A 12,075-nucleotide genomic window follows, 5' to 3' on the forward strand; every position below is an offset into this window, starting at 1 on the left:
TGGCAGGGAGCGGCGACGTGCGTCAATCCATGACCTGGCTGCACAGCTGGGCCGGCGTGCTGCTCGGCGGCGTGCTGCTGGCGATCTTCTGGACCGGCTCGCTGTCGCTGTTCGACCGTGAGATCGACCGCTGGATGCAGCCGGCAACCCGCCTGCCCGCGCCACCGGTGGCGCTGTCACTGGATCGTCTGCTGCACGGCGAGGCCGCATCGCTGATCGCCACCGCACCGGCATGGACCCTCAGCCTGCCGACGGCGCGCACGCCGACGCTGCAGCTGGACTACCAGGACCCCGTGCAGGGGCCGGTACGTCGGCATCTCGATCCGCGCACCGGCGCGCTGCTGCCCGACGAGGGCAGCTGGGCAGGTACGCGCTTCCTCTTCCCGTTCCACTTCAGCCTGCATCTGCGCTGGCGCGACCTCGGCTACTGGCTGGTGGGCGCGGCGGGCATGGGCATGCTGATGCTGCTGGTCTCCGGCGTGGTAGCGCATCGCAAGCTGATCGCCGAGTTCTTCACCTTCCGGCCACGCAAGCGCCTGCAGCGCAGCCTGCTCGATTTGCACAACCTCACCGGCGTGCTGGTGCTGCCGTTCCACTTCCTCATCAGCCTGTCCGGGCTGGCGATCTTCTGCCTGATCTACTTTCCCGGCGTCGTGCAGAGCCTCTACCCCGAGGACCGCGCACAGCTGCAGGCCGAGGCGCTCGGCGCCTATGCGCGCCCGGCCAGCGGCGTGGCGGCGCCGCTGGGTTCGCTGGATGCCATGCTGCGCCAGGCCGCGCAGCGCTGGGAGCAGGACGGTCAGCCCGGCGCGGCCTACCAGCTGCGCGTCTGGCATCCGGGCGATCGCGCCGCGTTCGTCGAGATCCGCCGCTCGTTCGCCCGCGAGGTGAGCATGAACGTCGATCGGCTGATCTTCGACGGCGTCACCGGCGCGCTGCTGCAACAGCACCGCACGCCGCCGGTGGTGGGCGTGCAGCGCTTTCTCACCGGCCTGCATTTCGTCCAGTTCGAGCACTGGACGCTGCGCTGGCTGTATTTCGCCGGTGGCCTCGGCGGCTGCCTGCTGATCGGCAGCGGCCTGCTGTTCTGGGCCGGTGCCCGGCGCGCCCGCCACGCGCGCCAGGGACGCAGCGGCGCGCGGCTGGTCGAGGCGCTCACCGTCGCTGCCTGCGTCGGGCTGGTGATCGCCACGCTGGCCTTCTTCGTCGCCAATCGCCTGCTGCCGGTGGATATTGCTGCGCCGCCGCGCCGCGCGACGCTGGAAGTCCAGGCGTTCTTCGGTGCCTGGCTGCTGTCCCTGGCGCATGCCGCGTGGCGGCCGGCGCGGGCCTGGGGCGAGCAGTTGCAGCTGGCCGCAGCTTTGGCGCTATTGGCGGTGCTGCTGAACGGACTGACCACCGGCGACCACCTGCTGCGCAGCCTGAGCAGCGGCCAGACGGCGATCGCCGGTATGGACCTGATGCTGCTGGCGCTGGCAGGGCTCTGTCTGCTCGCTGCACGGCGTCTGCAACGGGCCGCGCAGCCCACGCACAAGGAGCGGGTGATTGGCTGATCTCTGGCCGGCGCTGCTGGCGTTCCTGCTCGCCTATCTGGCCTTCGCCCGGCTGGCGCTGGCGCAAGCGGTACACCGGCAGGCGGTCGCGCCCGGCGCCTCGGCTGTGCGCGGCACGCGGGTGTTCAGCGCAACGCTGCTGGGCAGCAGTCTGGCGCTGCTGCTGGTGGCCGAAGGCGGCGGTTTTGGCGCCCTGCTCTGGCTGCTCCTGCTGAGCGCGGCGGCGTTCTGCGTAGCCCAGACGCTGAGCTGGAGGCCACACTGGCTGCGCTGGCTGCTGCGAACACGCGCCGAGCATGCCGACGCCAACGAACTGCGCTAGGCTGCTGCAGCGAGCCGGGCGGAATGCCTTCATCGCCTCGTTGCCGCCCCGGCACCCGCAGTCCGTTGTGCAAGCAGGAGCGCACCTTGCCGTCATCCCCCACGAAATCGCTGTGCGCGCTAGCGCTGATCGTGCTGACGAATCCGGCCGGCGCCTGGGAATTCGTCACCGAGGACTTTCCGCCGTTCACCTACCCTGCCGCATCCGTCGGGCAGCCCGCGGCCTCGGCCGACACTGGCGGCGTGGCGGCGGCCGGTCCGTTCGTCGACATCGTCCAGGCCGTCTGCGCGCGGCTGCACCGCGATTGCCCGATCAGCGTATACCCGTGGCGCCGCGCGCTGGCGCTGGCCGAAGAGGGCAAGGTGGACGGCATCTTCACGGTGATCCACTCGCCGCGCCGCGAGCACGCCTTCCATATCACGCGCATGCTCACCACCTCGCGCTACAGCGTGTACGCTCCCCGCTCCAGCACGTTCGTCTACCACCAGCCGCAGGACATGGCCGGCAAGACCATCGGCGTCTATGGCCCCTCAGGTACCTCGTTCGCCCTGCGCGAGCGCCTGCAGCAAGTGCCCGGCGTCTCGATCCGGCTGGTCGCGGACAACCGCCGCCTGTTGCGCATGCTCGAAGCCGGACGTTTCGGCAGTCAGGGGCTGGCGGTGCTCAATCAGGACGTGGCCTGGCACCTGATCGAAACCGAACGGCTCGATCAGGTGCGCGAGGTCGGCGAGCTGCAGCCGGTGTCCTACGGCATCGGCCTGTCCCGCCAGCGGGTCAGCACGGCGCAGTTCGAAGCCTTCGAGGCGCAGCTCGAGGCGCTCATCGCCGACGGCACGGTGCCGGCGATCCTGCGTCGCTACCAGCTCGAAGCGGCGTTCTGAAGCGACCCGCGGCAACGCCACAGCACGGCGATGCAGGCAAATGGACACTTTTACGCCCGCATAGCCGGCCAGTTGGCCATTCTTCGCGCTTGGCGCATGCCCCGGTGCGTGCTAGGTTTGCGCCTCGCCAGGAGGGCGAGCAGCCGGCCGGAGCGCAATCATCCCGAATACCCCCCGACCTGGCGGTTTCCGCCAGCCCGCAAGAGGTTCCCGCATGGCCGAGGCCATCCCCGCACTGGAAATCCGCAACCTGCACAAGCGCTACGGCGATCTGGAAGTGCTCAAAGGCATCTCGCTGACCGCTCATGATGGCGACGTGATTTCCATCCTCGGCTCTTCGGGCTCCGGCAAGTCGACCTTCCTGCGCTGCATCAACCTGCTGGAGAACCCCCACGAGGGCGAGATTCTGGTCGCCGGCGAGCAACTCAAGCTCAAGCGCGACAAGCAGGGCGATCTGGTCGCCGCCGATGGCAAGCAGCTCAACCGCATCCGCAGCGAGCTGGGTTTCGTGTTCCAGAACTTCAACCTCTGGCCGCACATGACCATCCTCGACAACATCATCGAGGCGCCGCGCCGGGTGCTCGGCCAGAGCAAGGCCGAAGCCACCGAGGTGGCCGAGGCGCTGCTGGCCAAGGTCGGTATCGCCGACAAGCGCCACGTCTATCCGAACCAGCTTTCCGGCGGCCAGCAGCAGCGCGCGGCCATCGCCCGCACCCTGGCGATGCAGCCGAAGGTAATCCTGTTCGACGAGCCCACCTCCGCGCTCGACCCGGAAATGGTCCAGGAAGTGCTTAGCGTTATCCGCTCGCTCGCCGAAGAAGGGCGCACCATGCTGCTCGTCACCCACGAGATGAATTTCGCCAAGCAGGTCTCCAGCGAAGTGGTTTTCCTCCATCAGGGCCTGGTCGAGGAGCAGGGCACGCCCGAGCAGGTATTTGACAATCCGCAATCGACGCGCTGTAAACAATTCATGTCCAGCCATCGCTAAGGGAGCAACACCGCATGAAAAGCTATAAGAAGATCCTGCTGACCGCCGCTGCCTCGCTGATCATCGGCACCCAGGCATTCGCCGCGGAAAAACTGCGCATCGGCACCGAAGGCGCCTACCCGCCCTTCAACCTGATCGACGCCAGCGGCCAGGCGGTGGGCTTCGACCTGGACATCGCCCATGCGCTGTGCGCCAAGATGAAGGTCGAGTGCGAAGTGGTCACCTCCGACTGGGACGGCATCATTCCCGCGCTGAACGCCGGCAAGTTCGACTTCCTCGCCGCTTCCATGTCGGTCACCGAGGAGCGCAAGCAGGCCGTCGACTTCACCGACCATTACTACACCAACAAGCTGCAGTTCGTGGCGCCCAAGTCGGTGGACTTCAAGACCGACAAGGACTACCTCGACGGCAAGGTGATCGGTGCCCAGCGCGCCACCATCGCCGGCACCTGGCTGGAAGACAACATGGATGGCGTGGTCGAGATCAAGCTCTACGACACTCAGGAAAACGCCTACCTCGACCTCGCCTCGGGTCGCGTCGACGGCATCCTCGCCGACACCTTCGTGCAGTGGGAATGGCTCAAGAGCGATGCCGGCAAGGACTTCGAGTTCAAGGGCGAGCCGGTATTCGATGACGACAAGATCGCCATCGCCGTGCGCAAGGACAACGACGCACTGCGCGAGCGGCTGAACAAGGCGCTGGCCGAGATCATCGCCGACGGCACCTACAAGCAGATCAACGACAAGTATTTCCCGTTCAGCATCTACTGATCCAACCGAACCGAAGCCCGGACGTCATGCGCATGACGGACCGGGCTTCGGTGTTTGAGCCCATATGATTCCCGACCTTCACGGATTCGGTCCGGCCCTCGTCGCCGGTACCTGGATGACCATCCAACTGGCCCTCGCCTCCCTGGCGCTGGGGCTGGTGCTCGGCCTGCTCGGCGCCCTCGCCAAGACTTCGCCCTACAGCGCGCTGCGCTGGCTCGGCGGCACCTATTCGACCATCGTGCGTGGCGTGCCCGAGCTGCTCTGGGTGCTGCTGATCTACTTCGGCACCATCAACCTGATTCGCTGGATCGGCGAGCTGTTCGGCATCGAGAACCTCGCCCTCAGCCCGTTCGCCGCCGGCACCATCGCCCTCGGCCTGTGTTTCGGCGCCTACGCCACGGAAGTCTTCCGCGGCGCGCTGCTGGCCATTCCCAAGGGCCATCGCGAGGCCGGACTGGCGCTGGGCCTGGACAAGCGGCGCATCTTCCTGCGCCTGATCCTGCCGCAGATGTGGCGCCTGGCCCTGCCGGGGCTGGGCAACCTGTTCATGATCCTGATGAAGGACACCGCGCTGGTCTCGGTGATCGGTCTGGAGGAAATCATGCGCCGCTCGCAGATCGCCGTGACCGCCAGCAAGGAGCCGTTCACCTTCTTCCTCGTCGCCGCCTTCATCTACCTGTGCCTGACCGTCGTCGCGATGATCGGCATGCATTTTCTGGAAAAACGCGCCGGCCGCGGCTTCGTCAGGAGTGCCGCATGAGCTGGGAAGTCTTCATCAAATGGCTGCCGAGCTTCGCGGAAGCAGCCTGGCTGACCCTGCAACTGGTCGGCGTGTCGGTCATCGCCGGGCTGGTCCTCGCCCTGCCGCTGGGCATCGCCCGCTCGTCGCGCCACCTGGCGGTGCGCGCCCTGCCCTATGGCTACATCTTCTTCTTCCGCGGCACGCCGCTGCTGGTGCAGCTGTTCCTGGTCTATTACGGCGCGGCGCAGTTCGACGTGGTGCGCCAGAGTGCGCTCTGGCCGTATCTGCGCGATCCGTACTGGTGCGCGATCATCACCATGACGCTGCACACCGCCGCCTATATCGCCGAAATCATCCGCGGCGCGATCCAGAACGTGCCGCCGGGCGAGGTCGAGGCGGCGCGCGCGCTGGGCATGTCGCGCAGCCAGGCGCTGTGGCACATCATCCTGCCGCGTGCCACGCGCATCGGCCTGCCGGCCTACAGCAACGAAGTGATCCTGATGCTCAAGGCCAGCGCGCTGGCCAGCACCATCACCCTGCTCGAGCTGACCGGCATGGCGCGCAAGATCGCCGCGCGCACCTACCTGCACGAGGAGATGTTCCTCACCGCCGGCCTGATCTATCTGCTGATCGCCTTCGTGCTGATGCAGGGCTTCAAGCTGCTGGAACGCTGGCTGCGCGTCGACGCCTGCCAGGGCCGTTAAGCCTGCCGGGCGGCGCTGCGATTCAGTCGCCGCCGGTGTTTTCCAGCGCGGCCAGCCGTTGCAGCAGGAAACGCCGCTCCGGCTCCAGCCGCACGCCCTGCAGCGCCATGCGATAGGCCTGCCGGGCTTCGGCGTAACGTCCGAGGCGGCACAGCAGGTCGGCGCGTGCCGCATGCAGCAAGTGGTAGTCGGGCAGTGCCCCACGCGCGTGCAACTCATCGAGCAGCGCCAACCCCGCCGCCGGGCCGCGATGCATGGCCAGCGCCACGGCACGATTCAACTCGATCACCGGTGACGGGCTGAGCTGCAGCAAGAGGTCATACAGCCGGACGATCTGTGCCCAGTCGGTTTGCGCCGCGTTCAGCGCCTCGGCATGCAGCGCCGCGATCGCCGCCTGCAGGCCGTAACAGCCCGGACGCCGCGATGCCAATGATCGCTGCACCAGCTGCGCGCCTTCAGCGATCTGCGCCGCATCCCACAGGCGGCGATCCTGCTCGTCAAGCCGCACCAGCTCACCCGTCGCATCGGTGCGCGCGGCCCGCCGCGCATCGTGCAAGAGCATCAGCGCGAGCAGGCCGCACACTTCCGCTTCCGGCAGCAGTTCGACCAGCAGTCGGCCGAGACGAATCGCCTCGCGGCACAGGTCCGCGCGCGTCAGCTGCGCTCCGGTGGACGCCGCATAGCCCTCGTTGAACACCAGGTAAAGCACCTGCAGCACACTGTCGAGGCGCTCGGCCAGGGCGGTGCGTTCCGGCACCTGATAGGCAATCTGCGCATCGCGAATCTTCGCCTTGGCGCGCACGATGCGCTGGGCGATGGTGGCCGGCGGAACCAGAAAGGCGCGGGCGATCTCCTCGGTGCTGAGGTCGCATACCGTGCGCAGGGTCAGCGCGACGCGCGCATCGGCGGGCAGCGCCGGATGGCAACAGGTGAAGATCAGCCGCAGGCGGTCGTCTTCCAGCGCATCGGGATCGTCCACATCGGCGCTCTCCTCCAGCTGTACGGCAAGCAATCGCAACGCCTGATCGTCACGTGAGCGGCGGCGCAGCGCGTCGATGGCCTTGAAGCGCCCGGCCGACACCAGCCAGGCACGCGGATTGGCCGGCACACCGTCGCGCGGCCACTGCTGCACCGCCGCCGCGAAGGCCTCGTGCAGGGCTTCCTCGGCGCGGTCGAAATCGCCCAGCAGGCGGATCAGCGTCGCCAGCACCCGTCGCGACTCGGCGCGATAGATCGCCTCGACCGCCGCCGGCCCGCCCTCGGCGTCGCGCATGGTCAGCGCTGCGGCAGCTGGCGCAGCGGGCGTACCTCGACGCAGCCGAGGCTTGCCGGCGGGATCTGCGCAGCGATGGCCTCGGCTTCGTGCTGATCGGCCGCTTCGATCAGGTAGAAGCCGGCCAGTTGCTCGCGCGTCTCGGCAAACGGACCGTCGACCACCGTGGTCACACCGTCGCGCACGCGCACCGTGCGGGCGGTGCGGACCGACTGCAGCGGCTCGCCAGCCAGCATGTGGCCGCTGGCGCGCAGCGCTTCACCGCAGGCGATGCAGCGTGCCACCAGCGCCTGCCACTGCTCATCGCTCAGTTCGTCGACCCGCTGTTCGGCGTAATAGATCAGGCACAGGTATTTCATCGTCGCTCTCCGGCTGTCGCCACCGCAGCAAAGCTAGCAGGCGACAGTCGGCGTGACGCCGCAGAGCGACGAACACCGTGCGCGGCTCAGCCGCCCGGCTGCTCTGCGTCCATGCACACCTGGCCGGTCTGCATGTCGAAGGGCATCGAGAAATGCTCGTGGATCACTTTCCAGTCACCGTCGCGGCGCGCCCAGACCCGGCTGCCACGCATCCACGCGCTCTGCATCTGGCCCTCGGCGTTGGGGCCGCCGCAATGGTTGAGCATGCGGCTGTAGGCCAGCTCGCCGCCGACCTCCACATGCAGCTCATGGGTTTCGAAGAAACCCTCGCCCTGGCAGAACTCGAAGCAACGCTGCCAGTGCGCGCGGTACTCGCCCACGCCCTTGAATTGCAGCGGCCCGACGGCATCGAAGGCGACCAGCTCGTCGGCGTACTGGGCAAGAATGCGGTCCAGATCCTTGGCGGCAATGGCGCGCTCGAATTCCTCGTGAAGCTGGCGGATGCGCGCTTCGTCATGGTGCTTTTGCTCGTTCATGTTGATCTCCTGTCGTCGGATTGAACGGCTGTTCATCACCTGGTCGTTCGGCGCGCTCGGCAATCGACAGGCTGGTCGATTTTTTTTTGCGGCGCGAGGAATCCACGCGCCAGACGCCCGCCCAGCATTTCCACGAGGTGGCATCAGACGAAACACGGTTGCGAATTGTTATCATTATAATATGATAGTGGCTCACAGATGGCACAGACTCCCAACTAATCGTCGAGCCGTCACCGCCCTCCGCAATCCAACGCCCGCTCAGGTCCGCCATGCCCACTCTCCGCTTGCCGCGTAAAACCGCACTGCTACCCGTTTGCCTGTTAGCCAGCTTCGCCAGTTCGCCGCTGATGGCCCAGCAACGAACCGAAAGCCAGGCACAGGACAATACCGGCGAGCCGGTGGAGCTGCAGTCCGTCGAGATCACGGCCAGCGCCGATGCCTCGGCCGAAGGCCTGACGCAGCCCTACGCCGGCGAGCAGGTGGCGCGCGGCGGCCGTGTCGGCATCCTCGGTAACCGCGACTACATGGAAACGCCGTTCACCTCGACGTCCTACACCTCGCAACTGATCCAGGACCAGCAGGCGCGCAGCGTCTCCGACGTGCTGCAGAACGACCCCTCCGTGCGTGTGGCGCGCGGCTTCGGCAACTTCCAGGAGCTGTACGTGGTACGCGGCTTCCCGGTGTATTCCGACGACATCTCCTACAACGGCCTCTATGGCCTGCTGCCGCGCCAGTACGTGGCCGCCGAGTTCATCGAGCGCGTGGAAGTGTTCCGCGGCGCCAACACCTTCCTCAACGGCGCAGCACCCGGCGGCAGCGGCATCGGCGGGGCGATCAACATCCTGCCCAAGCGCGCGCCGAACGAGCCGCTGACCCGCCTGACCCTCGGCGCCGAGAGCGGCGGCCAGGCCATGACTCACGCCGACATCGCCCGCCGCTTCGGCGCCGAGGAGCGCTTTGGCGTACGCCTGAACGCTGCCAAGCGCGCCGGTGAGACCACCGTCGAGGACGAGGAGCGCACCCTCGACATGTTCGCCCTCGGCCTCGACTACCAGGGCGACAGCTTCCGCCTGTCCGGCGACATCGGCCACCAGTACCACTTCATCGACCAGCCGCGCCCGAGCGTCACCCCCAACGGCGGCATCCCCAGCGCACCGGATGCCGAAGACAACTTCGCCCAGCCCTGGACCTACTCGAAGGAGAAGCAGACCTTCGGCACCTTGCGCGCCGAGTACGACTTCTCCGATGCGGTGACCGGCTGGCTCGCCGCCGGCGTGCGCGAGGGCGAGGAGAAGAACCGCCTGGCCAGCTTCAAGGCCGGTCGTTCCGGCGCGGGCACCTTCTACCGCTTCGACAACGTGCGCGAGGAAGACGTGTTCACCAGCGAAGTCGGCCTGCGCGCCCGTGGCAACACCGGCGCCGTCTCCCACGAGTGGGTGATGTCCGCGGCGATGTTCGATCTGCAAGCACGCAACGCCTACGGCATGTCGGGCACCCTTGCCGCCGATATCCACGACCCGTTCGACGCGGCGATGCCAGGCACCACCTGGACCGGCGGGCAGATGTCCGATCCCGGCGTCACCGAGCGCACCCACACCCAGAGCCTGGCGCTGGCCGACACGCTGGGCTTCCTCGACGACCGTCTGCTGCTCACCCTCGGCGCGCGTCGCCAGGGCATCGAGGCCAAGAGCTACGACTACAACAGTGGCGACCGGCTGTCCTCCTACAACCGCTACAAGACCAGCCCGGTGGCCGGCGTGGTCTACCAACTCACCGACGAACTGTCGGTTTACGCCAACTACATCGAGGGTCTGGTCAAGGGCGACATCGCCCCGGCGAGCAGCGGTGGCGTAGCCATCGTCAATGCCGGCGAGGCGCTGGAGCCCTATGTCTCCGAACAGACCGAGGTCGGCATCAAGTACGACGGCGGCAACCTGGGCGGCAGCCTGGCGCTGTTCACCACCGACCGGCCGTTCAGCACCGTGGAAAACGGTGTATTCACCGACGGCGGCGAACAGCGCAACCGCGGTATCGAGCTGTCGGTGTTCGGCGAGCCGACCTACGGCGTGCGCCTGCTCGGCGGCCTGACCCTGCTCGATGCCGAGCTGACCAGCACCCAGGACGGCCTCAACGAGGGCAACCATGCCATCGGCGTGCCGCGCACCCAGGCCAATATCGGCGGCGAGTGGGACGTGCCCGGCAGCAACGGCCTGACCCTGACCAGCCGCGTGGTCTACACCAGCAGCCAGTACGCCGACGCGGCCAACGACCTGGAGGCGCCGTCCTGGACCCGCCTGGACCTTGGCGCACGCTACCGCATGGTCATCGACGAGCGTGACGTGACCCTGCGCGCCCGCCTGGACAACGTCACCGGCCGCGACTACTGGGCTTCGGTGGGCGGCTACCCGAACGCCAACTACCTGGTCCTCGGCGCCCCGCGCACGTTGTCGCTCAGCGCCACGGTCGACTTCTGATGCAGGCACGCACCCTGCGTGGCTGGGGCTGGGTCCACAAGTGGTCCAGCCTCGTCTGCACGCTGTTCATCCTGCTGCTGTGCCTGACCGGCCTGCCGCTGATCTTTTCCCACGAGATCGAGCACCTGACCGGCAGCGAGATCGCCGCGCCGCCGATGCCAGCAGGCACGCCGCATATCGCGCTAGACCGGGTCGCGGCCGAGGCGGTCAAGGCCTATCCGGGCCTGGTGCCACTGTACTTCTTCGCCGAGGAAGACCTGCCCGATCTCTGGTACCTCAAGCTCGACACCCGCGTGGACACCGACGAAAGCCAGTCGCGGCTGATCCTCTCCGATGCGCGCACCGGCGCCGTGGTCGACGTGCCGGCGTTCGACGAGGGCTTCATGAGCGTGATGTACCGCCTGCACGTCGACCTCTACGCCGGCCTGCCGGGCAAGCTGTTCCTCGGCGTCATGGGCCTCTTGCTGGTCGTCGCCATCGTCTCCGGCGTGGTGCTCTACGCACCGTTCATGCGCAAGCTGCGCTTCGCCGAGGTGCGCCGCGAGCGCGCGCCGCGCACGCGCTGGCTGGACCTGCACAACCTGCTCGGCATCGTCACCCTGGTGTGGGCGCTGGCGGTGGGCTTCACCGGGGTGATCAACACCTGGGCGGACCTGATCTTCAAGGGCTGGCAGGCCGAGCAGGTCGCCGCGCTGCAGGCCGGCGAGACGCGGGTACTGCTGAGCGCCGCTGCCAGTGATGCACCCGCTGCGGACGGCTCGCTGCAGACCGCCGTCGACCGCGTGCTGGCCGCCGCGCCGGGCATGGCGATCTCGATGATCGCCTACCCCGGCACCCTGCGCGCCACGCCCGAGCACGTCGCGGTGATCCTGCGCGGCGACACGCCACTGACCTCGCGCCTGACCCAGGCGCTGCTGGTCGACCCGGCCAGCGGCGAGGTGCTGGAAGCCAGCGCGCGGCCCTGGTACGTCACCGCACTGCAGCTGTCCGAGCCGCTGCACTTCGGCGACTACGGCGGCCTGCCGCTGAAGGTGCTGTGGGCGCTGCTGGATGTGCTCACGCTCGTGGTGCTCGGCAGCGGCCTGTACCTGTGGCTCAAGCGCGGTTCGACGGAGGTGCGGGGATGATGCGCATCTGGCGGTGGCCGCTGGTGATCGGCCTGCTGTCGCTGCTCGGCCTGCTCGCCGGGCTGGTTTCCGACGGCGTCGGTGACTGGCTGAGCTGGGCGGCGCTGAGCCTGCCGGTAGCCATCGGCGCCAAGGCGCTGGCCGGCGGCCGGCAGACGCAGCGCGCCGGCTGAGACGCCGGCAGGGGCGCATTCGCGGCGCAGTTACCGAGGGCGATGCCGCCATTCACCCCCGCCAGCCGCGCCAACGGTACGCCGCGCGGGCGGTGCTGCGCCGGCCGAGCTGCTAGGATGCAGACTGTCGCGATCGACGCGACGCACGCGCAGGCTGGATGGACAGGCCCTTC

14 protein-coding genes are annotated in these 12,075 nt (G+C 67.9%); 10 read left to right on the plus strand and 4 right to left on the minus strand.

Annotated elements, in window-relative coordinates; genetic code table 11:
- Positions 1-17: 17 nt before the first annotated feature.
- The 7 genes from AC0ZJQ_RS18270 to AC0ZJQ_RS18300 all read left to right on the plus strand — a co-directional run bounded on the left by AC0ZJQ_RS18270 (position 18) and on the right by AC0ZJQ_RS18300 (position 5,960).
- On the plus strand, positions 18-1,553 hold the full coding sequence (locus tag AC0ZJQ_RS18270) for a PepSY-associated TM helix domain-containing protein (protein ID WP_476477067.1): 1,536 nt from the start codon (positions 18-20) through the stop codon (positions 1,551-1,553).
- Positions 1,546-1,875: a DUF3325 family protein gene (locus AC0ZJQ_RS18275; protein WP_165594341.1), complete on the plus strand. Its 330-nt coding sequence runs from the start codon at positions 1,546-1,548 to the stop codon at positions 1,873-1,875. Before AC0ZJQ_RS18270 ends, AC0ZJQ_RS18275 begins: the two co-directional genes overlap by 8 nt.
- Before the next feature lie 86 nt (positions 1,876-1,961).
- Positions 1,962-2,756: a substrate-binding periplasmic protein gene (locus AC0ZJQ_RS18280; RefSeq protein WP_476477068.1), complete on the plus strand. Its 795-nt coding sequence runs from the start codon at positions 1,962-1,964 to the stop codon at positions 2,754-2,756.
- A 214-nt stretch (positions 2,757-2,970) separates the two neighbouring features.
- Entirely contained in the window at positions 2,971-3,744 is a 774-nt protein-coding gene (locus AC0ZJQ_RS18285; RefSeq protein ID WP_008569292.1) for an ABC transporter ATP-binding protein, read from the plus strand.
- Between the two features lie 14 nt (positions 3,745-3,758).
- A complete protein-coding gene (locus AC0ZJQ_RS18290) occupies positions 3,759-4,514 on the plus strand; it encodes an ABC transporter substrate-binding protein (protein WP_043295181.1) in 756 nt (251 codons plus the stop codon).
- Between the two features lie 64 nt (positions 4,515-4,578).
- Positions 4,579-5,274, plus strand: coding sequence for an ABC transporter permease (locus tag AC0ZJQ_RS18295; RefSeq protein ID WP_054093913.1), 696 nt, complete (start codon positions 4,579-4,581; stop codon positions 5,272-5,274).
- On the plus strand, positions 5,271-5,960 hold the full coding sequence (locus tag AC0ZJQ_RS18300; RefSeq protein ID WP_167134029.1) for an ABC transporter permease: 690 nt from the start codon (positions 5,271-5,273) through the stop codon (positions 5,958-5,960). Before AC0ZJQ_RS18295 ends, AC0ZJQ_RS18300 begins: the two co-directional genes overlap by 4 nt.
- Positions 5,961-5,982: 22 nt before the next feature.
- Here AC0ZJQ_RS18300 and AC0ZJQ_RS18305 read toward each other — a convergent pair whose 3' ends face one another.
- From AC0ZJQ_RS18305 to AC0ZJQ_RS18320, 4 genes are all read right to left on the minus strand, one after another.
- On the minus strand, positions 5,983-7,233 hold the full coding sequence (locus AC0ZJQ_RS18305; RefSeq protein WP_476477069.1) for an RNA polymerase sigma factor: 1,251 nt from the start codon (positions 7,231-7,233) through the stop codon (positions 5,983-5,985).
- Between the two features lie 2 nt (positions 7,234-7,235).
- Positions 7,236-7,592 (minus strand): YciI family protein, encoded by a 357-nt coding sequence (locus AC0ZJQ_RS18310; protein ID WP_476477070.1) that lies wholly within the window; start codon positions 7,590-7,592, stop codon positions 7,236-7,238.
- Positions 7,593-7,678: 86 nt separating this feature from the next.
- On the minus strand, positions 7,679-8,128 hold the full coding sequence (locus tag AC0ZJQ_RS18315) for a YybH family protein (RefSeq protein WP_476477071.1): 450 nt from the start codon (positions 8,126-8,128) through the stop codon (positions 7,679-7,681).
- On the minus strand, positions 8,106-8,399 hold the full coding sequence (locus AC0ZJQ_RS18320; RefSeq protein ID WP_476477072.1) for a hypothetical protein: 294 nt from the start codon (positions 8,397-8,399) through the stop codon (positions 8,106-8,108). Before AC0ZJQ_RS18320 ends, AC0ZJQ_RS18315 begins: the two co-directional genes overlap by 23 nt.
- On the opposite strand from AC0ZJQ_RS18320, the gene AC0ZJQ_RS18325 reads away from it, so the two are divergent.
- From AC0ZJQ_RS18325 to AC0ZJQ_RS18335, 3 genes are read left to right on the plus strand one after another with little or no spacing between them, the layout of a single operon-like run.
- Positions 8,398-10,602, plus strand: coding sequence for a TonB-dependent receptor (locus AC0ZJQ_RS18325; protein ID WP_476477073.1), 2,205 nt, complete (start codon positions 8,398-8,400; stop codon positions 10,600-10,602). The two genes, AC0ZJQ_RS18320 and AC0ZJQ_RS18325, sit on opposite strands and share 2 nt — an antisense overlap.
- Entirely contained in the window at positions 10,602-11,729 is a 1,128-nt protein-coding gene (locus tag AC0ZJQ_RS18330; protein ID WP_043295170.1) for a PepSY-associated TM helix domain-containing protein, read from the plus strand. The genes AC0ZJQ_RS18325 and AC0ZJQ_RS18330 overlap by 1 nt, the downstream gene beginning before the upstream one ends.
- A complete protein-coding gene (locus AC0ZJQ_RS18335) occupies positions 11,726-11,902 on the plus strand; it encodes a hypothetical protein (protein ID WP_177325132.1) in 177 nt (58 codons plus the stop codon). The genes AC0ZJQ_RS18330 and AC0ZJQ_RS18335 overlap by 4 nt, the downstream gene beginning before the upstream one ends.
- Positions 11,903-12,075: the final 173 nt, after the last annotated feature.

It is taken from the genome of Stutzerimonas sp. 21-1 (genome assembly GCF_056336065.1).